Source organism: Candidatus Methylobacter favarea, from assembly GCF_902806695.1.
Classification (GTDB): domain Bacteria; phylum Pseudomonadota; class Gammaproteobacteria; order Methylococcales; family Methylomonadaceae; genus Methylobacter_B; species Methylobacter_B favarea.
In genome coordinates this window covers 29,973-53,785 of record NZ_CADCXN010000050.1, presented here as the reverse complement: position 1 = coordinate 53,785, position 23,813 = coordinate 29,973, and the positions used below count along the sequence as shown (strand labels likewise).

Here is a 23,813-nt window from a genome sequence, read left to right as displayed (position 1 = left end):
TTGGGGAGGAGTCCATATATGACTCGACGCGATTTCGTAAAGCCTGCATTTTCACTACGCAAAAAACGCTCCGTGAAAACACATGCCCTATCGCTTCTGGGGACTACTCGACTCCTGTCTCGCAGCGGGCGAATCAACCAAGAAACTACAGGTAAGGATTATCTAGGCAACTGATACACCAAGTTTTGTAGCTATCGTTTCGACCTAATTTCTAAAAGCATCAATTTGACCCCTTGTGGGTAATTTCGACGGTGGTTTCCTGTGCTCATTTTGAGCCTTAGCCCCTGTATACTGATTCAGGTTAGTGGATTAAATCTCAATCGAGAACTGCTTACCCAATCCGCAGCATCAGTGCAACGCTGCTTTAGATTCTTGGTGGCTTCCCCTGCCCTACTGAGCAGGTAACGTTATTGCAAACGTAGCCGGGTAAGTTAAGCTGCCTGGCATTACAAGAATATGCTGATTCTGCGGGGTATTACGGAAGTAAATGCCCTGGCTTCCAGCTTCTTCATTCGCTGTTCTATATTCATAGAATTAATTGATAAATGGCACAAGGTAGATTCTATTTACATGCAATGCCTGGACTGAATTGTCGGCTTGACAGCATTGGCAGGCGTGCGGATCTAATTGTGCTTGCCAGGTAAAGTTCTTAGTCCAGATAATGCTGGTTAGCACAAAACGGAGTATTTTTGATTTGCCGAAGGCAGCCTTACGTAATGTCCTGGTCCTTTTTTGCCTTAAGACCGCATGTCACTCCTGACTTAAATCGCCTTGGATAACTTATTCGCTCCTCCACTTTATCGAATTATTTCTGAATCGATTGCCTGCGTCCTTCCCCGCTGCGAGTAATTTCCTGATTGATATAGCGAGCAGGTTGTAAGCCTTGGTGCCTCGCCCCGTAGTTTTTGTTTTTCCGTTCCTGAACGCATACAGCTTCTGGCGGCCCAGTCCTTTGGGGCGAGTTGCAAACGTGAAGTTCAGGAAAAAAGTGGCAACAAATATCACTTATTAATAACCATGCGTATCCGTTGAATGAATATCGCTTTCTAACATTGTTGTGCATCAGGTCATCTATGACATAGACAGCTTTACGTTTAGCGCAATTGCTACCCGTAGAATGCTACACCATCTGTCCCCTTCGGTGAAGATCAGCACGCTGATGCCGTTGCCTTTCCCGATATATTTGAATGAATAGTTGACATAAAATTTTAAGGTTTTGAGTTTATCAAGGGGCAAGAGCATTTACCCTGCGAGAATAATTGCTAGGCACCCGGACGACTTTCCCGATATTGGAAGTGTTCGAGAAGCAGTCCGGGCCGTTTCTTTAAAGGCCGCTGATTGAGCTTGACGAGCAGTTATTGAAGCCCCTGGGTCAATTCAGCCAGAGAATAGAACCTGTAATTGCGTAGCGGCGATAAAGCCAGCGCTCAGGATTGAACCCCATTTGCGCTTTAGCTTCGTCCTTAGGTTTAAAGACCCGCGTAGAGACAATGGCCATACCCTACTGGTTTGCCATGCCCGGATAGGTGCAGGTGCCCACATTTACCGGAATGCACGGCACCTTAAGAACACAATCCGCATATAGTTGTCAGGTCGTTCGTAGCAAACCGCATTGCAATCTCGCCAATGGTTTCTCGGCTTCATACGTGTTCAAGGCGGCGCTTATAACGCCATTGGGACTTTGATTACCTCGAAGATTGCCTTTACCGCATGTTCGGGTTTGTATTTATAACGGCCTACCCTACCACTTCGAAAACTTCATGTTCAGCAAGTTGCCGGGAATGGCCTTGCCTATTGCCGTCAAGTTCCCATGATCAACAAAACTCTGGTGTTTATATTCTGCCGACTACAATTCATTACAGTGATGCTATCCGCTCAATAGAGAAGATCTGTTATGAAAAGCCGCACTGTTATCATGAGAAATTAAAACATTAATTTCTCATGATAACAGTAACTTATAAATTACTGATCCTGACTGCTAGTTTTTCAAGCCGATGGTCTCGATTTTGTCGATGATGTCGAGAGATACTTTACCTTCCTGAGCTAGCCAGCCAATGCTGCGTTGAATGATTTTTTCTTCTTCCTGAAGCTCTCGCACTAATTTTGCAACGGCAGTTGCGCCATTTTTATTCAGATAGCGCCAAATACTGCCGGCCGTTAAACCTACGCGTTCAGGCGTAGCCATTTCCGGCCTCTCCGCAATAGCTTGCGGAGCCACGACTGGCGTTTTTTTAGGAGTTTTCTGAGCTGAGCTGGATTTTTCAGGCGTTGCTCCCGTAACCACGGTTGCCGTAGGCTGTTCAGTTTTAGCTTTAGATTTAGATTTAGATACTGGTTTTTCAGCAGGGGTTTTTGATTTTTTCATAAATGATATAAAGGTAAATAGAAAATAAAAATGGATAGTAACCTTTCAGGCAAAAAGACCGCTTCTTTTAAGCAATTTTACTCAAGTTTCGAAAACACGTAAAAGCCGATAAGAAGTAGACCTTGGCAAAGACCTATCCTTAGCGGTATCAATAAAAAGCATCGAGCTATAATCAGTATTTTCAAGGTCACGGGCGATGAAATTCTGATTACGGTATCAATATTCCTTGAACTGGCAATTTATGTCTCCTCAATACCAGACATTAGCTCCAGGCGTTTTTAGCTCATGGTGGATTGTAAACCTTGACCCAATCCGGCCATCATACTTAAGAATAATTTACGTTTGAATTTACTCGCCTGTGCTGAATTTTGTGCCGGTAAATGAATTATAAGATAAGCAGCATCAACTCGCTAAATTTTGTATTCGGGAAGGCTTTGACAGATCATAAATCAGAGCTTGATTTTAGCCGCAACATTCAGGATATCGGGAAGCAGTTGCAGATAAACAGCCAGCTTTCCCAGAATATCAACCGTATTGCTGGGCGGTTTGATAACTCGCTTTCGCACCTGCTCAATGATTTCTGATAACATTTTTTTGCCGCGGAATCGATTTATACCAACCTCAAGCAAGGGCGCGAAAAATGGCGCAATGAGTAGAGTTGCCAGTAGTCCGCTGGTCGCCCCGGCCACACTTACCCAACCCGGAACGCCGGTCAGACTCACCCATAGACCGCCCCACCAGGACAGGTTGCTCGTATAAATCGCTGTGGCAGCGGCTTGACCTGTGGCCAGACTGCTGCCGAAGCCACTAGCTCCAAGGCTTTTACCCATCAAGCCCGTCAATAAAAACATCACGGCTTCTCGGGACCCTTCAACAGGAACGGACAGGCGTTCAATATGATGAGCAAGTCGGCTTTCAACTTCCTTACGCTGATTGCCGGGCAGTCTGTTGAGTAAATCACTCAATTGGCAAGCGAAAGCGGATTGATACTGAGCTACATAATCCTGAAGCTTTTTGTCCAACCCGGCCATATCAAGCAACTCGACTTCAATCACATTATACAGCTCAAGCTGCTTACCCGATAAAGCAATAGAATGAAGTTGTCCAGCCGGATGATTTTTCTGGCGGATGACGGCTGACTTGATTAACCTCCAGGCAGAACGGGGCAGCACAGCCAATTCCCCGGGAATATCTCCCCGGTGCCGCCAATGGCGATTAAAGACTGCCTGCGGCGAAGCAAAATGCTTCAGATATACGGGAGTAACTCGGTTTTTCGCCTCGTTAAAGTGCGACTCCACTATGTCGTTTAGATTTTGCCGGTGTTCTTCTATAGTTTGCACGAACATATTAGGGCGAGCCAGCCATCTAAAAATAACTGAAAAGCGTCCGCTCACGCCTAACAACTCGGCCATTCATAACGGTTTTAGGCCCAGGGTGTGCGGAAACGTCGTTCTTAATAATAACCTCGGTTTTTAGATTGGAGGTAATCAACGGCGTTTCCTTGCGGGTGAAAATTGTATCCGGCTTAAACTGTTTCCCAAAGCGTTGACAAGTATAGTTAAGCTGAATATTGCTGGTATTTATAAAATGATTTTTCATTTTTATTTTTTTGGAACCCGCCTGGCTGCTATTCTCAATTCGGATTGCGTCACTGTCTTTTACTTCAACAAAATTTCCTTAGCCCCTCTTTATACTGCCGACTTACTTTCAGGAAATTAGGGCATAAGTTTCTTTTAACTGTCTTTTCAATACCTTGCCTGCAACATTCCTCGGCAGTTCATCGATAATGATCACCTTGTATATTTTCTGGTAACGGGCTTCGAGGTTTTGATTGACCCAATCTTGTATTTCAGGGGCGGTAACCACGGCAGCTTCGTGTAATACAACCGCGGCAACCGGTGTTTCACCCCATTCTTTATGCGCTATACCAAACACGGCAACGTCTTTTACTGCTTTGTGTTTGATCACAATCTCTTCAATATCTCCTGGATATACATTGACGCCCCCTGAAATAATCAGGTCTTTTTTTCGTCCGGTAAGAAATAAAAATCCATCTTTATCCAGATAGCCCACATCACCGGTAAACAACCATCCGTTTTTGATAGCCTCTCTGGTTTGATCAGGACTTTTATAATACTCGGTCATCAGCAACGGTCCCCTGCCGGTGATCTCTCCCTGTTGTCCTTGCGGTAATTCCTTTCCTTTATCATCTACAATTTTCAGTTCCATAAACTGCGGAGCTGTACCCACACTTCCGGTTTTTAGCAGGGCACAATTACGGTCGAGAATGGTCATGAAGCCTTCTGTTAAGCCATAGAGTTCATAAAAGACATTCGGAATCCGCTTATTCAACTCCTGTTTGTGTTCCTGCAGCAGCGGAGCGCCCACTGAAAGAATATATTCCAGCGATGCAAGATAGTCTTTATGGAAATCCGGTTTTTGCAAACAGCCAAGGATTTGTGAAGGCACAAGAATGGTATGGGTGACTTTTTCCTTATGAATAATATCAACCACTTCCTGGGCGTCGTAATGACTCATCAGTACATAGGTGCAACCCAATAACATGGCAGGCATCAATGTTAAGAAAGAGCCATTGAAAATAATGGATCCTGAATGCATCACCACGCTTTCCGGCGTCATGCGAAAGGCATTCGCAAACAAACAACCATACAATGCCCTTACCTCATGACTGAGGACAATTCCTTTGGGCAGGCCTGTTGTGCCGCTGCTGTAAATAATATTGTAAGGATCATTGCCTGTTACCTCTTCTACAGAAGGAGCAATAATGGTTTGTTGCTGTTTTTGCAGATGGTAATTTTGATAACCGTTTTTATTGTTATCAGTCACCCAAAAATTGTTGTCCGGGATCATCTTCAAATCAGCTCTTACCGCATCAATGTGTTCTGTTAAATCCTGGTCAGTGATAACGAGTTTTGTATCGGAGTTATCGAGTAAATTAAACAATCCATGTCCGCGCAACAAGGGACTTAAAGGTACAGCTACCGCACCTATGCTCGCACAAGCCCAGTAGATTTCCCACAACTCCACCGAATTGGGCAGAAGCGTTGCTACTTTATCGCCCTTACCAATTCCTGCGGCAATGAAAGCATTTGCCAGACGATTGACTTCTTCATACAGTTCCTTATAAGTTAATCGTTTGTCTTCAAATACAATGGCCGTATGCCGAGGCCGATAAGCGGCATGCTTCCTGAGCCAGTATTGGATGGTTAGACATTGCAATGACATATGAAAACCTCATTGGCTAAAAAATGCGGATACAAGATTATGTTCTAAAAATAAGGAAGATAGCAGGTTTTGCCAGCTGTTATTTTTAGTCAAATCGCCTTGCCCGCTCCAGACCTGGGTTTAAAGGCCACTGAGCGCCTGCAAAAAGCGCAGCCTACCTGCTTTCCCTGGAGGGAATGGGAAGGATGCAGACCTCGTCCTGAAACATGGACTTCATCCTGAAAGGGATGTTTCTTTATTGCTTCGATCTACAACTTATTTTTTTAAGCCTTACTGTCAGGATTGAGCCTTCACTTCAAAGGCCTATAACCGCTTATCATCGAATACACAAAAACCTCTTCAATGGCGCAGTTGTGGAATCGCGGATAAACTGCACCCCAAACCATTTAATGCTGAGTTGGGAATGATCTTCCGGACAGGCGAAGAAATAGTCGCGATTTCAGTCTGCGAAAGAGTTCGACAATCCCGTTATTCGCCGGCCTTCGAAGTAATAAAAAAATAGCAGGCAGGAGCTTGCCCTTATCCGCGGCGGCGTCACAGGCGGCAGTTTTCTGCGCTTGCGCCAATAGGGCAGACTATCGGCATAGTGAAAGAGGATCGCTCCGTTCCAATAAGCATTAATCGAGAAAAGTAATCACCGGCCGTTTGAAATGACACGGCATGCAGAAAGAAAGTGTGCCCGGGAAGGGCGGAATGGCTTCCGGGTTGTCGCGTAACTGCCAGTGCGCTTCGTCCAGAATTGCCAAAAATCCCTTCTTGTTGCAAGATCAAAAATTTCCCGCTTCACGGGCTTTAGCAAGTTGCGCTGACCATCAGGCAAATTAAGCCAGGCTCTAACAAGGCATCCGGTTTTGTTTCCTTCACGGACAAAGTCCATCTTTTCAAAAAGTGTTTTACTTTGGAAATATCGAACAGGCCAGATATTCGGCATTTGCCGAAAAAAATCCCTGGTCGAGTAGTGTTTGTCCATCGAAAATCCTGTCAAGGGCGATAATAAAATAAACTACAATGGATGTTAATGTAAGTTTTCCATATACCTTTCAGCAAGATAGCTATAACAGAAAGATAAATGCGGACGATGCCTGAGATCGGGCAGCTTCCCGTCAGCCGCAAGTCTTCCTGTCTAAATGGAAATAATTCCCTTAACAGGAGCAATACAGAAGGTTCCAAATAATTTAAGAGCCTGTTGTCTTTGAATAAAGCGATTATAGCTCACCCCCGTTAGGCAAGCCGGATGACCCATAGCAGTGTACAGGCTTCAGGTAAAACCCTATGCAGAGGTTCGAAAGCCTGACTGATGGCAAGCCATTAAAATCATGATCATTTCGCTATAGCTCATGCGATGCGGGGGATGACCTTTCTTGCCGCCTTGAATGAGTTGATTCTTTTGCCATTCAACTCTTAAAGGTTCGGCAAAAATTGTCCGCATCGCAGAATAAGTGTGTTAATTTCACCACTAGCAGGTGTTTTGTTTGAGAAAGTGAGCCTCGAAAACTTATTTTCTCCTTGTTATAACAAAAACCTGCTTCCTTTTTTATCCCGAACTCAGGTTATGAGGTATTTATGCTCGCTTTCTTTGCACATTTGATTTTGACAGCAGGCTTGTTGCTGCTCGTAGCCAACCTCGTTAGCGGCGTTCAGGTGCAGGGCTGGGGATCGGCCTTGATTGGCGCTATTGTGCTCGGTTTCGTGAATGCCGTTGTTCGACCGCTTATGGTTCTGCTTACGTTGCCTCTCACCATTCTCACCTTTGGGTTCTTTCTCCTGGTCGTCAATGCGCTCATGCTTTGGTTGGTAGCGGCACTGGTGCCGGGCATCCGTGTTCAGGGGTTTGGGCCCGCATTGCTGGGAAGCCTGGTGCTCACGTTGCTCAATCTTGCCGTTGACCTTTTCATATAGCAAGGGAGAAGCAGCAACGCCAAACTGGTCATTTAGCCGATCGATTAACATGGGGGCTTGGTTACGCCTTTACTCATACCAGGTCAGCAATAGGTAAGCCGTTGCCTTAAGTCGGCGCACCTTATCAAGGCTTACATCTCATCGGCACGTTCGTCTGATGGATAGCTATCAGAGCACAGCGCATGACGTTTGGGATAGCTGAACGTTGAACCAGAGTTTTATGAACCTGTTTTTTGTGCCGGTAACTCCAACAAGCAGAACTCCCAAGGTTAATCGGAGGGAAATAAGTCTATATTACTAGATGTTGAATATGTTGAAATGGCTTACTTTTTTGTCGTAAATCTTGCCGAATGGAGACGCTGAAGCCGTATATACCAGGTTCATCGCTATCGTCACTAACAGCGACAGTGCGATAGGGAAGCTTGCCGACACTTTCCCCGCACCAGAAACGCGGCACTAAAAGCCCCAGCATAAAAATTGCGTCAATCCCGACTACCCACCAATAAGAGCTATTCAAACTTAGCAGATTTGCCCGCCGGATCATTTTAGATCTATTTCGGTATGGGAATGTTCCGCTCCCCAATCCTGAAAAAAGCAGAGAAACGACGAATATTTGCGGAATCACCGTCACTGGGAAGCTGCTTTTAAATCTTTAGCCCAAAGCAGCATCAATCCGATTGCCGCCAATTGCTCCAGAAAAGCGCGCGTATCTTGCGCCTGGCGCAGGCCAAAGCGGCTCTCCGCGCTCGCCTTTTCCTATCCTGTCGGGAAGCGGACAGGCGGCACAAGTCCCGCACCGGGGTCAAGGCAAACAGTGCCGGCAAAGCCAGGCCGAATAGCTCTTCAATCGAATGTTTTCAGATTATATTTGCGCACTCGATAGCGTAGCGTTTCGCGGGTTGCGCCCAAAGCTCTGGCGGCGGCCGCCAGATTGTTATCGGCGCGTTCCAGAGCGGTTTTGATAATAAATCTGTCCATGTCATCCAGCGCCATACTGCCATCCAAAGGCAGAAAAATACTGTTATCAGCATGACCGGTCGCTACCGGACTATTTGGCTGGCCCGGTAATTGCAGCCATTGCTCGGGAAATACAGGACTGTCAGAGAACAATACGCAGCGCTCAATCACATTGCGTAACTCCCTCACATTGCCGGGCCAGTAATGCGCCTTAAGCTTGCTCCATACTGTTTCTGGTATCACTTTAACCCGGCGTCCGGCCTTGGCATTATATTCAGCAACAAACAGCGGCACCAGATCATCCAGATCTTCCACAGCCGCGCGCAAAGGCGGCAGGATCACCCGGAACACACTTAGTCGATGATATAAGTCGGCACGAAAACTGCCGGCTTGGGTCATTTTTTCCAGATCGCGGTTACTGGCGGCAACAATCTGGACATCAACATTAATCTCCTTTTCCGCGCCCAAACGCCGGACTTTGTGATCTTCAATCGCTTTAAGCAGCTTGGCCTGCAAATCCAGCGGCATCTCACCGATTTCGTCCATGAATAAGGTGCCGCCATCAGCCTGTTCCAGCAAGCCCCTATGGCGTCCCGCAGCGCCGGTAAATGCTCCGGGTTCGTGGCCGAATAATTCTGATTCCAGCAGTTCCCGAGGCAGCGCCGCGCAGTTCACTTCAATCATGGGTTGTTGAGCGCGGGGGCCGCCGTAATGCAGTATTCGCGCAGCCAAACCCTTGCCGGTGCCGCTTTCTCCGCCGATAATCAAGGCGCTGAACGGCACTTGCGTCAACCGCGCCAGCAGACGCCGAATTTCCTGCGCCTGTTGACTATGGCCGACATAGGCGTCCGGCGAATAGCGCCGATGGCCTTGCGTGGTTTGATCGACAACGCGGCGTTGTATTGCCGCGCTGCGGGCTGCACTGGTAACGACCAGATCGAGGCGCTCCAGATCGCAGGGCTTTTCCAGGAAATCATAGGCGCCCAGTCTTAACGCCCGCACTGAATCAGGCACGCTGCCGTAACCGGTCAGAAACAGCCATTCGGCATAGCTGGCATTTTTTTTCATGGCTTCCATAAAATCCAGTGCATTGCCATCCGTTAAATTCATATCGGAAAGAATAAGCAGCGGCTCCAGCCGTTTTTTAAGCAGCAACTCCGTGGCTTCCGCCAAAGTGGCGGCCAGCACCACATCCCAGCCGGATTGCCGATAATGGCGGGATAGCTCGGACCCTAACAGCTTTTCATCTTCAATGATAAGCAGAGTTTCCATCATAATTTACCGCTCGACCGTGCAGTCTTCTGGCAGCCAAATTGACACACATGCACCATGAGAGCGTTTATTGGCAAGGCTGAGCGTGCCGCCGATATCTTTGACAAACCGCTGTACCATAGCCAGCCCCAGGCCATTGCCGCGTGGACGGCTGGTCCGGAACGGACGGATACCCTGCTCCAGTATATCTCTGGAAAAGCCGGGGCCGTCATCCAGCACATCGATGCTTAAGCCCTGTTCTTCCCGCTGCGCCTTAATGCTTATTGAGCCTGTGCTTCCATCCAGGGCGTCGGCCGCATTCAGAATCAAATTTAACAGCGCCTGACGTATCCCGCTTTCAGGCAAATGTACTGGCAATGGCGAGGAAGTCTCTATGTTCAGGCTGATGGATTCCGCTATCTGATAACGGGTCAAGGTCACTAAATCGCCGATCAGTGTCGTTAGGTCAAAATTTGTTGCGGCCTCGGGCGAATGCCGGCTTTGTCCGAGCATATTATTAAGTAATCTCGTCAGCCGTTTCAGTTCGGAACTGATCAGTTCCATTCTTTCACACTGCTTTTCATCATCAATTTCCCTGCGTAAATTGCTGAATGCGAGTTGAATGCCGGCCAAAGGGTTGCGTATTTCATGCGCCAGTTCTGCAGCCACTTCCCCTATCGCCGCCAGACGTTCAGCTCTTGCCAGACTGTATTGCTGTTCCAGTAAGGCCTGGGTAGCCACGCGAACTTCATGCTGCAGTGATTGGGCATGCAAGCGTTTTGCTTCTTCCAGTTCAGCAAGGTGTCTGACCATGTCGTTATAACTGTTAAACACCGGCAGCAACAGCGGATCAAGATGATCAGTAGTAATAGGCGTAAAGTTCTCTTCTGTCAAGCGCTGCAAGAGCCGCTTCAAGTCATTGAGAGGATGCAGTATCTTGCGAAGGACAAACAAAACCGCCACGACCAATATCACCGCTAAGGTAATCAGGGCCATGTACATTTCGGTTTTGGTATCGTTGCTGATGTCCGCCAGTAATTTTTCCCGCTTCAATGCTTCCTTATCAAGCGTTTGGCTCATGACCTTAAGCGCTGTTATCAAACGGGTATTTTTTTCTATCTTGTCCAGTTCTCCAACACCCGATAACAGAGTGATGACTGTTTCCAGGCTTGTTCTCGTCGCTGTCGATAAATAGCGGGTATCTGCCATTAACTCATCCATCTTGCCCAGGGTTTTAGTTAACGCCTCGGGATGGGAATACGGGACTGCTTGAGTAAGGTATTCAATCAGCGATTGCTGCAAACCCACCGATACATTCTGGATGCGATGGGAATAGTTGACATAGGATAAAACCGCTTCGAAACGATCCAGATTGCGCCAGATCATGCCGCCCAAAATGGCCAAAGCCAACAGCAAAAGAACCAGGAATGCAAGTCCGCGCTGTTGTATAGGCCGGTAAAAACCAGGCTTCATTCGCTTCTTGAGAAAAGTTGAATATAAGCTTTTGTAGAGTAGAAAATTTTTTCGATAATTGCCGGATTCATAAAAGATAGTTTTTGCTTTCAAGGTCTATATTAACGCTTATGCTATAGTTGGACATATATATCATCGAGATACAGATGGATTAAAAATTAATATATAGCGAGCCCATAATCAGATGATGCATAGTATTATTGGCATGGGTGGCGTCATCAAGATATTGATTGAGGTATCCTGCTTCGGCTCGGAAGCTTTTATTGAAAGTCCAGCCAAGACCCGCAAAGGCGCGGTTTTGATCGAAGCCGGCTTGGCCGCCGGCAGGTGTCGTGTTGGCGCGCACGAAAACTTCATCCCAGGTGATCAGGCTCAAACGCGGTTCGGACTCAAGAGGGTGCATGAATCGAAGCATCTGGCGCGGACGCACCCGGACATCATTCCCATTGCCTGGCAAGAAATTAGTTTCAATCATGGTTCTAAAGGTAACCGTACCGACGCTGGTAGGTAAGATATAGCGGAACGCCGGCCATGCATCCTGCTGAGCTACATACGGATGGCCCACATTTTGGGTAGGCAGCCAAGTATAACCCGCCCAGATTGTGGCCCGGTCGCTGAGCGAATAACCCACCGCAGCGCGCACCATGCCTTGATACCAGTGGCCCCAGTCATCATCAAAGCGGGATTGACCTTCCAGCCAGAGTCGGCCTTTTTCAAGGCCGGGGTCAATCATTTTCAAACTGCCTTCGCCGACCACTTGCAGCCAACTGCCGGCGTCCTGAAACAAATCATCCGCTATTACCGCGGTAGATAGCAGACTGACAAAGCTCATAAGTGATGCCATGAGCGCCCTTCTTATTTTTTTCGTCGCCATATATTTTGCCTTTTCCGGATTAAAGTATTGGGGAGTCAAAACCTTATCAATTATTTAACGCCTGTTAGATTGGCAGCGGTTAGTTTTGAGTTATTTAACCAGCCTTATTTAATCAAACCCAGCAATCCTTTCATTAACGCCAGCGGCGTAGGCGGACATCCCTGAATGACTACATCCACGGGGATGACATTCGATACGGCGCCGCAGCTCGCATATGAGATGCCGAATTCACCGCCGCAGGCGGCGCAATCGCCCACCGCAACGACCCATTTCGGGTTCGGCGTTGCTTCGTAAGTACGCAGCAATGCGGTTTGCATATGCCGCGACACAGGTCCGGTCACGAGCAGCACATCGGCATGACGCGGCGAGGCGACAAAATGGATGCCGAAGCGTTCTATGTCATAAAAAGGATTATTCAGGGCATGTATTTCCAGTTCGCAGCCATTGCATGAACCGGCATCGACTGCGCGCAGCGCAATACTGCCGGAAAATTTCCTGTCTATGTGTTTTTTAATCTCAATGCCCAATTGCTCCAGTTCGTCATCTGTGGGAGCTTTAAAGGTTTCCGTTACGACGCCGGTTTTCCGGATTTTATTAAAAAGTCTCAGCATTTATCTTTCCTATAAATCGTTACCTGAATACGAGCCGTTCACGGATTTGTTACAGACAGGGAAATCGGGCACGATATTATTCAGCACCAGTTTTTCCAGCACTGGCCAGTTGACCGCGCTGGGATCGCGCGGATAAAAACGGGCGATTTTACTGTCGCTATCGAAGCGAATATAGGCGATGATTTCACCGCGCCAGCCCTCGATAATCCCCAATCCCTCACTACCCGGCAGCGGTGTTTTCCAATCGGCGAGCAGGTCTCCCGGAGACAGTAAGCCTATAAATTGTTTGATCAGTTTTAAAGCGGCATCGATTTCCTTGCTTCTCATCCAGAATCTGGAAGCGATATCGCCCTGTTTTTCCAGCGGCACTTTAAACGTTACTTGATCATAGGGTGCATAAGGGGCATCGCGCCGCACATCAACTTTCTGGCCGCTCGCGCGTCCGACATAGCCCAACGCGCCAAAGGCGGCAGCGATTTCCGGCGCCAGATAACCAGCCGTGTAAAGCCGGTCTTCCAATGACGAAGCCATATCTACTGCCAGCAGTATCTCGTCCAGTTCAATTTTTAGGCGGATCATTTCCTGTTCCATCACCAGGCAAGCATCTTCCGGCAGGTCGCAATTTACCCCTCCCGGAATAATGCAATCCATTAACAGGCGGTGGCCGAAAGTTTTTGCCTGGCTGCGCAGCCACAGTTCCCGCAAGCGCATGAGCTGCATTTGCGCAAAGACGAAGCCGACATCATTGCAGATAGCGCCGATATCGCCCAGATGGTTGGCAATGCGTTCGCGCTCGGCCAGAATGCCGCGTATCAAGGCCGCGCGCGGCGGAATTTCAATGCCTGCGGCTTGCTCCATAGCCCTGCAGGCGGCCCAGCAATGCCCGACCGTGGTATCGCCGGAGACGCGTCCGGCCAGACGCGCCAATGACTCGGGCGTTCTGCCTTCGGCGATTTTCTCGATACCTTTATGCACATAACCGAGACGTTCTTCCAGATTCAGGATCATCTCGCCGACAGCCTGAAAACGAAAATGCCCCGGCTCGATAATCCCGGCATGGACCGGGCCGACCGGAATTTCATATACCCCCGCCCCATACGCTTTAACAAAGGGATAACCGATATCAGGGGGGGTAACGGCTTCCGGCTCGCCCTGAACAGGAAAATCCTTGCGCAGCGGATTATGGTGCTTAGTCCAGGCCTTGTGCCGCGTCCAGCGGCGATTGTCGGGATGCCCTACAAAATTAATGCCGAACATATCCTGGGTATGGCGCTCACTGCGGTTGGCGGCGGGATAAACGGCGGCCTGTGACGGCAGTTCAGGTTTGACAGCATTAAGAATAGTCCGCACCAACACATAGAGGCCCTGCTTTTCAAAACAGGCATTGATAAAAAACTGCTCCTGATAGTGTTCCGCCCAGCCCGCTGCCCAACGTATATTTTGCTGGATCGCAAGGGTGGCGAATTGCTGCCAGTGCTGGCTTTCGATTTGCCATAAGGTTGTTGACGGCAGGCTGATCTGTTCCACGGCAATAGTTGCATCAAGCAGTTGGTCCAAGAACTCCGTAGTCCAGTTTGAAGCACTCATAACGGTGTACTCCCGGAAATTAACAAGGTAGCCTGGGAAAACCAGTTAGCCAGAAAATCGGGAATAGCCAGACCCAGCCACAATACCAATCCCAGATGAATCATCACCGGCCAAAGGTTGGCTTTTACCGGCACCTGGCCTTCGGGTTTGTCGCCATAAACCATTGGTTGTATATTCCTGAACAGGCCGGCAAAGGCGACGCCGACACCCATCAACAGGGGCAGCGTCAGCCAGGGATAACTGTGCATGGTGGCCAGCAATACCAGAAACTCGCTGGTAAATACGCCAAAAGGAGGAAAGCCGGCGATGGCAATTGTGCCAATCAAAAGTCCCCAGCCAACCCTGGGCTGGGTTTTAATCAAACCGCGAATTTTATCCATGCTTTGGGTGCCGGCCACTTGTGCCGCATGGCCGACGGTCACAAAAATGGCTGATTTAGTCAGTGAATGCACAGTCATGTGCAGCAATGCCGCAAAGGTCGCCAGAGGACCGCCTATGCCAAAAGCAAAGGTCATCATGCCCATGTGCTCGATGGATGAATAACTGAACAGCCTTTTAATATCTTTCTGCCTGTGCAAAAAAAATGCGGCCACCAGAAACGATATCAGACCAAAGCCCATCATCAGCAATCCGGCCATATTGGAATCGCTTGCTCCATCGACCAGCATCTTGTTACGAACCACGGCGTATAAGGCATCGTTTAATAATAAACCGGATAACACGGCCGACATCGGCGTTGGCCCTTCGGAATGGGCATCGGGCAACCAGTTATGCAAAGGCACCAGACCGATTTTTGTGCCATAGCCTATCAGCATAAAAACAAAGGCTATCGCAAGCACTTCCGGATTTAATTTATCCGCATTAGCGTAAAGTACCGACCACAGCAGGGAGTTCTCGACGTCGCCGACCTGCACCGCCGCATAGTACAATAAAATGGTACCAAACAGCGCTTGCGCAATACCGACCCCACAAAGAATAAAATATTTCCAGGCTGCTTCGACTGATTCCGGGGTACGGTATAAACTAACCAGCAATACTGTCGCTAAGGTTGCGCCTTCCATCGCCACCCACATTACGCCCATGTTGTTAGTGGTCAATACCAGATACATGGCTAGCATGAAGCCCTGGTACATCGAGTAATAAAGCTTCAAGCGCTGATCCGTCAGCTTGCCCAACTCCTTTTCATGCGCCATATAGGGCGAGGAAAAAATCGCTGTAGTCAGACCGACAAAAGCAGTCAGTACAATCAGATAAACATTAAACGGGTCAATCAAAAAGGCTTTGCCGGGCGATAAAATAGTGCCCTGATTAAGCACATTTATCGCCAGCCAGATAGTGGCCGCCAGGCAGACTGCGTTAAATCTGACATTTAGTTTCCCGGTATCAGTCCTGTGCCCGGAAACAGCAAAAAACAAAATGCCGATAAAAGGAATCAGTAATACCAGATAGGCGGCAATCATTTATCCACCTCGTGCAATTTATTTAACAGATCGACATCCAGTGAATCAATACTGGTGCGTATGTGAAAAAAGAAAATACCGAACAGCACCGCCGCAACCAGTACGTCAAAGGCAACTCCCAGCTCAACCACCATCGGCATGCCTTTAGTGGCCACGATAGCGGCAAAAAACAGCCCGTTTTCTATTGACATAAAGCCGACAACATGAGCCACAGCCTGCCTGTGCGAGATCATTAACAGCATACCCAGCAACACGACAGAAAGACTGAGCGCCAAGGCATTGAGCATGACCGGTGATGTCGTCTGCACAATAGGATGCAGGACATAATAACTGAATACCATCAGACTCGCGCCGCCCAGCATTACCATGGTATTGTTGTTTAAGGCTTCAATATCCCGGTGAGTATTCATTTGTATGACTTCACGCCGCAGCATCCAGGGGATGAAGATGACTTTCAGCACCAAATTCAGTACGGCGGAAATATACAGATGAGGATTATTCAAGCTGTAAGCGGCCAATGCCGTAGTCAAGGTTAATAACAAGCCTTGCACGGCAAAGACAAAGATCAGCCGCAACAAGCGTCCTTGTCCCAACATAAGAAAAGAGGTGAGACCCACCAATGCAGCCAACGATAAAATGGTCTGCGTATAAAAATCCTGTTGTTCAATGGTCACTGTTTGCTCGCTTTATAAATGAATTGTGTGAAGGGGGTGCGTTGCAGGGCTACTTTAGTCACCCAGTGGTGGGAATGAATTCGCTCCTACAGCATTGACAGGTTGGGATAAGGTTAACTTAACCCAACGATGGCAGCTAATCATCTTGATGCCTCCAGAATAATGTAGCTCAACAGTCCCAGCACGCCTAACAAATAGGCAAAACCGAGGTACTCCTGCACTCTGAACAAACGCATCTTGGCTAGCAGCGTCTCCGAAACTGCGAGTAATATGGCTAAAACTGTGAGTTTGCCAAAAATCGCCAGCAAACCATAACCTAAGGCCTTAGCGCTAAAGGTTTCAGCGATGCCCCACGGGAAAAAAATATTCGCGATCAATACGCCATACAGCATCAATTTCAGCTGGCTGGCCCATTCGATCAGCGCCAGATGCCGGCCGCTGTATTCAAGAATCATGGCTTCATGAATCATGGTCAGCTCCAGATGCGTTGCCGGATTGTCGACAGGAACACGCCCGGTTTCAGCGATAGCCACGATAATCAGAGCAAACAATGCAAATACAAACGAAGGACGCAGCACCAGCCCGTCATTGAGCACATGACTGATTGCGACCGATAAATTAGTGGTTGATGCGGTCATCGTCAGGGTAAAAATTGCCATCAACATCGCAGGTTCGGCCAAGGAGGAAATAGTCATTTCCCGCGATGAGCCCATGCCGCCGAATGCAGTGCCAATATCCAGTCCCGCCAAGGCCAGAAAAAAGCGGGCAAAAGCAAAAAAACCCACCATGACAATCACATCAGCGCTGGCAGAGGTGGGTAAATCAACCGCAATCAACGGCACAATGGAAGCTGCCAGCACCGTTGCCGAAAAAACGATATACGGCGCGATAGTAAACAGCCACGAAGCCTGTTCTGCAACCACGGGTTGTTTATTGGTTAACTTGATCAAGTCTCGATAAGGCTGAAAAAGTGACGGCGCTTTGCGGTTTTGCAGGCGGCATTTGCACCATTTGATCCAGCCCGCCAGCAAAGGCGCCAGCGCCGCAAACAGTGAAGTTTGAATAACTGCTATTAACCAGTTCATTAGCTGATCACCCATAACATAATAATTAACGTCACGAACGAATAGCCCAGATAGACCCGGATATTTCCCGTTTGAATACGTCCCACTAATTTGGCTAGTTTGTTTACCCCATGTTCAATCGGTTGATACAGCCTTGGCCAGCTATGATCCTGCACCTGTAATTGATAACGAATTGCCGCGGTATTCTGATTCATCGCACCTTGCATGTCCTTGTCGATCTGCTCGTCAATAATCCAGACCTTGGCGAAAATACGCCGGATAGGCATGCTAAAAGCATTACAATTATATTGCATACGCGGTGTCAAGCCGCCAAAACCGCAATCCCAGGGTTCTGCCCTGCGCATGACGGTTGCCGGATTACGCTGTAAATACCAAACGCTGATACCGACAGCAATGAGCGCCCCTATCAGCACCAGCGGGGGTGAATAAGACGCGTGCTCGGCTGAGACCGGCGCCAGCCACAACCAACCCAAAGCGGAATCATTAGGCAAGGCTTGTCCTAATAGCTGGGCGGCGACATCATTGATCAGGCTAATAATCACGCCTGGGAAAATTCCAAATAAAAAGCAAAGACCCGCCAGCAATCCAGGTCCGGCCAGCATCCCTTTATCTTTGACTTCATGCGCTTTATCGCTGTTACGCGAACGTGATCTTCCCAAAAACATCATGCCGAACACCTTGACAAAACACGCCGACGCCAACGCTGCTGTCAGGGCTAAAGCGGCGGCGGCGACAGGAATCAGACTGCGCAACACGCCATTATCCAGCACATCGACCTGCAAGGCGGTCTGAAAAGACAGCCATTCTGAAACAAAGCCGTTAAAAAGCGGTAAGCCGGAAATGCTCATACAACCTATCAAAAATAACATGCTGGTTTGCGGCATGCGTTTAATGAGGCCGCCCATCATGTCAATATTCAACTCATGCGTCTGATGCTGAATAATGCCGGCTCCGAGAAACAGTAAATTCTTGAATAGCGCATGATTGAAGGCATGCAATAATGCGGCCAGGAAACCCAGTGCCGCCAATTGCGGCTGACCGTTTGCCATAAAAATCATGGTCAAACCCATTACCATAAAAATAATGCCGATATTTTCAACGGAGCTGTAAGCTAAAAGCCGTTTTAGATTGGTTTGCATCAGGGCATATAAAATACCGCCCAGCGCTGAAACGGTACCGGCAATTAATAGCACTACCCCCCATTGCCACAGCACCTCAGCCAGTAAATCAAAACAAAAACGGATCAGTCCATACAGGGCAATTTTCAGCATCACGCCGCTCATTAATGCGGAAATATGCGAGGGCGCCACCGGATGGGCTTCCGGCAACCAGACATGTACCGGAACAATCCCTGCCTTCATGCCGAATCCCAGCAAGGCCAGTGCAAAAGCAATACTCGCCCAGGTAGTTGATAATTTAGCCTCACGCAGGGCATCAAAAGTAAACCCATCCGTGAAACTGGCCAGTACGCCAAAACTAAGAATAATGGCCAGGGCACCGACCTCTGCCATCAATAAGTACAAAAATGCAGCGCGGCGATTGGCGGGATTTTCGTGCTGAAAGGCCACCAGAAAATAACTGGCGACCGACATCAATTCCCAGGCGATCATGAAAAAGAAGGCATCATCGGCCAGCAATACCAGCAACATGCCGGAAACAAACAATCCGGTAAACAGACCCAGGGCGGCAAAAGGATGTTGCTTTTCGGCATAAGCATGAACATAACCGGGGCCATAAAAACCGACGGCGCCGACAGCAATACCGACGATTAAAAAGAAAAAACCGGACAAACTGTCAAAGCGGACATGCCAGGATAGCCAAGGCAAACCCAAACCGATTTGATCGGTAATAATTTCTTTACTGATCAGCACGCTTATGCCAGCCAGGATTGCAAAAAGACCAGACAAGCCTAATAGAGCAAATACAGCCAGCCTGAGCAAATGGGAAAAACGCCTCTCTTTCAGGTTGCTATTAATCAGGCGTGCATACTGTGCATCGCCGGGGGGATACTTTTTAAACCAAGAGCGACTGAATTTCAGCAGAATGGAGCGCTGATTCATCAGCAGCGCCACAAATCCGGAAGCAAGGCTTAATAACACAGCACAATAAGCTAAAACAATTATCATGAAATTCCCGAAAAATAAAAAATCCGTTATCTTAATTGACTCTGGGCGAAATTCGTTGCTGTATAACTGTCAGCAACAAGCCAAAACACATACGTGGCCCTGTCAATAACCCCCGCTTATTAAAAATAAATTGAAATCCCTGAAACTGGCCTGATTTAATTCCCTCTGTCATCGGCCGTCATTAACCGCGCAGCGAGAGCATGATCAGAAAACGTTTCCAGGGCTATGCCTGTTTTCTGACAGTGTCCGCCCTGAGCTTCATAATGCTGCCTGAAATCATGAATAAATTCCATCACCGTATGATCGATCAGATAGCCGTCTGTGAAATCAAAAATAATTGTTTTGCCGGGTTCCAGCCTGGTCAAGGCCTTTTTTAATGGCAGAAAATTTGAGAATAACGCTGAACCTGACAGCTTGACAACCAGCGTATTGGCATCTTGAGGTTGAATTGTAAAATAAATCCTGAATAAATTGCGGAGCCAAACGCCCCGCACCAGATCAATAGCGAGCTTTACCACAATACCCAGAGCGACGCCTGCCAATAAATCTACCGCCAACACGCCGATAATGGTGACGACAAACATTAAAAACTGTTCTTTGCCAATATCCATGACTCTGGCGAAGGCTTTAGGCGAAGCCAGGCGATAACCGGTATAAACCAGCAATGCTGCCAATGAAGCCAGAGGAATACGCTGGATCAGATCTGGAAACAAGACTACGAACAGTAACATTAACAAGCCATGGAAAAAATTAGACCAGGCTGTTTTAGCCCCGTTATTGACATTCTCCGAGCTGCGGACAATCTCGGCAATCATCGGAAAGCCGCCGATTAAACCTGCCGCCATATTGCCGATTCCGACCGCTGTTAAATCACGATCAAGGTTGGATGTGCGTTTATAGGGATCGAGCTTGTCGATTGCCGTCGCACTCAACAAGCTTTCCAGACTACCCACCAAACTGATACTGATCACTGCTTCCCAGAAGGCCAAGGTAAACAGCTTGGAAAAATCGGGAAAATAGAAACTTGCCAAAAAGTTATCCGGAATCGACACCAGGAATTTTGATCCGCTCACTGCCGCGTCTCGATCCGGATCAAAATGCCAGGCAAACAGCATACCCACCAGCACCACCATGACAGGCGCGGGGATTTTACTCCCCAGGAGCGGCCAGCTAATCAGTATCAGCAAGCCTAAAAAACTGATGAGAAAAATTTCCGGCTTCACGTGAAACAAACTATGCGGAATCTGTGCGATAGTTGAAAACAGGCTTCCGGGTTCCGGCGTGACGCCCAACATGACATGGCTTTGAGTGGCAATAATAATAAGTCCAATCGCGGCCAACATGCCATGCACTACTGAGGCGGGGAAAAAGGAACTCAGCTGCCCTATCCGGAACACTCCCATCAACGCCTGGAGAAGGCCAGCCGCCACAATGGCAGCTAAAGTATAATGATAGCCGGCCATAACATCGCCTTCGCCCAGCGCTTGCACGGCCGCTAATATCACGACAATCAGGCCGGCAGCCGGGCCGTTGATCGTCAGGTATGAGCCGCTGATACGCGAAACCAGCAGTCCGCCGATGATGGCGGAAATAATGCCGGCCGCCGGCGGAAAACCGGACGCCATAGAAACGCCAAGACATAACGGCAAGGCTATCAGGAACACCAGAAAGCCGGACTGTAAATCGCTGCGCCAGTTTTCTTTTAAGCCCGCCAGCCCGGTTTTTGGTAAAGTTGACAGCGAAGAATTATTCATACATTTCCTGATTGATTCAAGTATTGGCGTCGAATTATTGTAGTTGGCAATTATTATCTTAGGATAATAACTTCATGGATAGCGGTTTTTTTTAAATACCAATACGTGAAGAGCTCTCGTAGCACCATTCCCGCCAAGAAATTTAATCCATTGAAGCAGAGCTATATGCTGTTCGATATATTCCGGGAGCTGATAATGTACGACCAATGATATCATATTCTGCGCGTCATAAATCTGCTCGAACCACCGTTATTAGGGACCGATTAATAGCATAAAAACCAACATCTGCGCCTAATTAATTCCATAATGGTCACTTTTTCGGCGGCTCATGTTATCCCGCCTCATTCTACGTACCGCCAAAGGATGTTTTGAGTAGGTATCGTGGTATTCAAGTCCAAGAAACTTGCACTTACCCCCCTCTGCTTCATAGTCATGCTGAAAATCATGAATAAATTCCATCACGGTATGGTCAAGCATATAAGCATTGTTTAACTGAAAGATAACGGTTTTACCTTTTTCCAAACTGGCCAGGGCGTTTTTCAGAGCCATGAAGTTGGAGAAAATTGCCGCTCCGATTATTTCAACCAGAATGGTGTCGGCTTCGGGTCGTTCAATAACAAAATGAATCCTGAAAAGATTATTCAATCTGACGCCGCGCAGCATGTGCACTAAAAATTTGGTTACGATACCGATAGCTACTCCTATCAATAAATCGGTTGCCAAGACGCCGATGATTGTGACAACAAACATGAATAACTGTTCTTTTCCTACCCCCATTACTTTAGCAAATTCCTTGGGCGAGGCCAGCCGAAAACCCGTAAATACCAGCAACGCTGCCAATGAAGCCAGGGGAATGCTATGAATAAGCCGGGGGAAAAATACTACAAACAACAATAAAAATGCGCCGTGAAAAAAGTTTGCCCAACCGGTTTTTGCACCGTTGTTAACATTGGCCGAACTACGCACAATCTCGGCAATCATCGGAAAGCCGCCGATTAAACCTGCCGCCACATTACCAACACCAATTGCCGTTAAATCACGATCCAGATTGGTATGGCGTTTATAGGGATCTAGTTTATCCACCGCTACGGCACTGAGCAGGCTTTCCAGGCTGCCTACCAGGCAAATACTTACTACAGCTACCCAAAATTCCGCGGTTAAGGATTTGGAGAAATCGGGAAAGTAGAAGTTGGACATGAAGTTATCGGAAATCGCGACTAGAAATCTCGGCCCTACAGTTGCTTCGTGATGCGGTAAAAAATGGGCATCGGGAAGAAACAAATACATATGTTCATGTTCCAGATCAAAATAACGGGCCAGGCCCATTCCTATCAAAACCACAACGATCGGCGCGGGAATCATCTTTAAAGTTCTATTCTTCAGCAGCGACCAAATAATTAATATCACCAGCCCGGAAAGACCGATAATGGCAATTTCCGGGTTGAGATTAAAAAAGCTGTGCGGAACCTGTGCGATCGATGAAAACAGGCTGCCTTTCTCCGGCGTGACGCCCAACACCACATGAATCTGTTTAGCCATAATAATAATGCCGATTGCCGCCAGCATGCCATGTATTACTGATGCAGGGAAAAACGAACTGAGCCTTCCGGCCTTGAACAGGCCCATCAGAATCTGTAGTATGCTGGCAAAAACAATGGCGGCCAGGGTATAGCGATAGCCGGCCATTGCATCGCCTGCCCCCAATTCCTGCACTGCGCTTAAAATCACCACAATCAGGCCGGCAGCGGGTCCATTGATGGTCACGAACGAACCGCTGATACGCGAAACCAGCAGACCCCCGATAATTGCAGAAATAATGCCGGCCGATGGCGGAAAACCGGATGCCATTGCTATGCCCAGACATAACGGCAAGGCTATCAGGAATACCAGAAAGCCGGACAGTAAATCGCTGCGCCAGTTTTCTTTTAAGCCCGCCAGCCCGGTTTTTGGTATCTGTGACAAAGAATCCCTATTCATATAAATCCTCGTTTTTTGAAAGAAAAATACTATCGGCTGACTCTCAAGCCATTACCATGCCAAGCTGTTACATTTGCATAACAGCATGATAATAAAAAGCTATTCAGGATTTTTTAGGCTACGGAAAGATAAAAAAATGAAACACCGGTGCAAAACAACCGTTAGTTGGTTGTTTTGCACCGGTGTCGAAATGGAGTTTATTAGCAATAAGGAAATATCCCCGTTGGGATGAAGCCCATGATCGGGACAAGGTCTGCATCAGCGCCAGCGAGAGCGACAATGCTGCGCTTTTGGCAAGCGCTCTGACCTTCAAGCCGAGGTCCAAAGCCGGCAAGTCGATTTGATTAAATCAGGGAACTATAAGCTCATTAGATGGACTATTCATTCATGAATTACTCATCTTTTCCTATCTGTAATTACAGGAATTCAGCGTTCATTCAGATCGTTTGCATACAATAATTCATCTGCCATATC

General features: G+C 47.9%; 17 protein-coding genes and 1 pseudogene. 1 reads left to right on the top strand and 17 read right to left on the bottom strand.

The annotated features are described in order from the left end of the window. Positions 1-1,978 precede the first annotated feature (1,978 nt). The 5 genes and pseudogenes from HUX64_RS06390 to HUX64_RS20375 form a co-directional block, all read right to left on the bottom strand. Positions 1,979-2,365, bottom strand: a complete 387-nt coding sequence (locus HUX64_RS06390; protein ID WP_174625404.1) for a winged helix-turn-helix domain-containing protein — start codon at positions 2,363-2,365, stop codon at positions 1,979-1,981. Positions 2,366-2,814: 449 nt separating this feature from the next. Next, entirely contained in the window at positions 2,815-3,777 is a 963-nt protein-coding gene (locus tag HUX64_RS06385) for a hypothetical protein (RefSeq protein WP_174625403.1), read from the bottom strand. Between the two features lie 295 nt (positions 3,778-4,072). Continuing rightward, entirely contained in the window at positions 4,073-5,611 is a 1,539-nt protein-coding gene (locus HUX64_RS06380) for a class I adenylate-forming enzyme family protein (RefSeq protein WP_174625402.1), read from the bottom strand. A 617-nt stretch (positions 5,612-6,228) separates the two neighbouring features. Beyond that, positions 6,229-6,357: a hypothetical protein gene (locus HUX64_RS20095; RefSeq protein WP_281355256.1), complete on the bottom strand. Its 129-nt coding sequence runs from the start codon at positions 6,355-6,357 to the stop codon at positions 6,229-6,231. A 446-nt stretch (positions 6,358-6,803) separates the two neighbouring features. Next, positions 6,804-7,068: pseudogene (locus tag HUX64_RS20375) on the bottom strand (IS982 family transposase); the annotation flags it as partial. 106 nt (positions 7,069-7,174) lie between these two features. On the opposite strand from HUX64_RS20375, the gene HUX64_RS06370 reads away from it, so the two are divergent. Then, positions 7,175-7,510 (top strand): phage holin family protein, encoded by a 336-nt coding sequence (locus HUX64_RS06370; protein WP_174625400.1) that lies wholly within the window; start codon positions 7,175-7,177, stop codon positions 7,508-7,510. A 289-nt stretch (positions 7,511-7,799) separates the two neighbouring features. Here HUX64_RS06370 and HUX64_RS06365 read toward each other — a convergent pair whose 3' ends face one another. The 12 genes from HUX64_RS06365 to HUX64_RS06310 all read right to left on the bottom strand — a co-directional run bounded on the left by HUX64_RS06365 (position 7,800) and on the right by HUX64_RS06310 (position 23,339). Next, complete coding sequence (locus tag HUX64_RS06365; RefSeq protein ID WP_174625399.1) at positions 7,800-8,054, bottom strand: hypothetical protein; 255 nt, start codon at positions 8,052-8,054, stop codon at positions 7,800-7,802. Positions 8,055-8,353: 299 nt separating this feature from the next. Then, positions 8,354-9,742: a sigma-54-dependent transcriptional regulator gene (locus HUX64_RS06360; protein ID WP_174625398.1), complete on the bottom strand. Its 1,389-nt coding sequence runs from the start codon at positions 9,740-9,742 to the stop codon at positions 8,354-8,356. A gap of 3 nt (positions 9,743-9,745) precedes the next feature. Further along, positions 9,746-11,191, bottom strand: a complete 1,446-nt coding sequence (locus HUX64_RS06355; RefSeq protein ID WP_174625397.1) for a sensor histidine kinase — start codon at positions 11,189-11,191, stop codon at positions 9,746-9,748. Between the two features lie 151 nt (positions 11,192-11,342). Further along, the gene (locus tag HUX64_RS06350; protein ID WP_174625396.1) at positions 11,343-12,035 is read right to left on the bottom strand and encodes a DUF2490 domain-containing protein; all 693 of its coding nucleotides are present in this window, start codon (positions 12,033-12,035) and stop codon (positions 11,343-11,345) included. Between the two features lie 134 nt (positions 12,036-12,169). Beyond that, positions 12,170-12,676 carry an NADH-quinone oxidoreductase subunit B family protein gene (locus tag HUX64_RS06345; RefSeq protein ID WP_174625395.1) on the bottom strand — a complete coding sequence of 169 codons (507 nt, stop codon included), beginning with the start codon at positions 12,674-12,676 and terminating at the stop codon, positions 12,170-12,172. A 9-nt stretch (positions 12,677-12,685) separates the two neighbouring features. After that, positions 12,686-14,263: a hydrogenase large subunit gene (locus HUX64_RS06340; RefSeq protein WP_174625394.1), complete on the bottom strand. Its 1,578-nt coding sequence runs from the start codon at positions 14,261-14,263 to the stop codon at positions 12,686-12,688. Next, a complete protein-coding gene (locus HUX64_RS06335; RefSeq protein ID WP_174625393.1) occupies positions 14,260-15,723 on the bottom strand; it encodes a hydrogenase 4 subunit F in 1,464 nt (487 codons plus the stop codon). Before HUX64_RS06335 ends, HUX64_RS06340 begins: the two co-directional genes overlap by 4 nt. Continuing rightward, complete coding sequence (locus HUX64_RS06330) at positions 15,720-16,397, bottom strand: formate hydrogenlyase (RefSeq protein ID WP_174625392.1); 678 nt, start codon at positions 16,395-16,397, stop codon at positions 15,720-15,722. The genes HUX64_RS06335 and HUX64_RS06330 overlap by 4 nt, the downstream gene beginning before the upstream one ends. Before the next feature lie 140 nt (positions 16,398-16,537). Beyond that, on the bottom strand, positions 16,538-17,482 hold the full coding sequence (locus HUX64_RS06325; protein WP_174625391.1) for a respiratory chain complex I subunit 1 family protein: 945 nt from the start codon (positions 17,480-17,482) through the stop codon (positions 16,538-16,540). Next, the gene (gene hyfB, locus HUX64_RS06320; protein WP_174625390.1) at positions 17,482-19,608 is read right to left on the bottom strand and encodes a hydrogenase 4 subunit B; all 2,127 of its coding nucleotides are present in this window, start codon (positions 19,606-19,608) and stop codon (positions 17,482-17,484) included. Before hyfB ends, HUX64_RS06325 begins: the two co-directional genes overlap by 1 nt. 155 nt (positions 19,609-19,763) lie before the next feature. Beyond that, positions 19,764-21,362 (bottom strand): SulP family inorganic anion transporter, encoded by a 1,599-nt coding sequence (locus tag HUX64_RS06315; protein ID WP_174625389.1) that lies wholly within the window; start codon positions 21,360-21,362, stop codon positions 19,764-19,766. Positions 21,363-21,653: 291 nt separating this feature from the next. Next, the gene (locus HUX64_RS06310) at positions 21,654-23,339 is read right to left on the bottom strand and encodes a SulP family inorganic anion transporter (RefSeq protein ID WP_174625388.1); all 1,686 of its coding nucleotides are present in this window, start codon (positions 23,337-23,339) and stop codon (positions 21,654-21,656) included. Positions 23,340-23,813 lie beyond the last annotated feature (474 nt).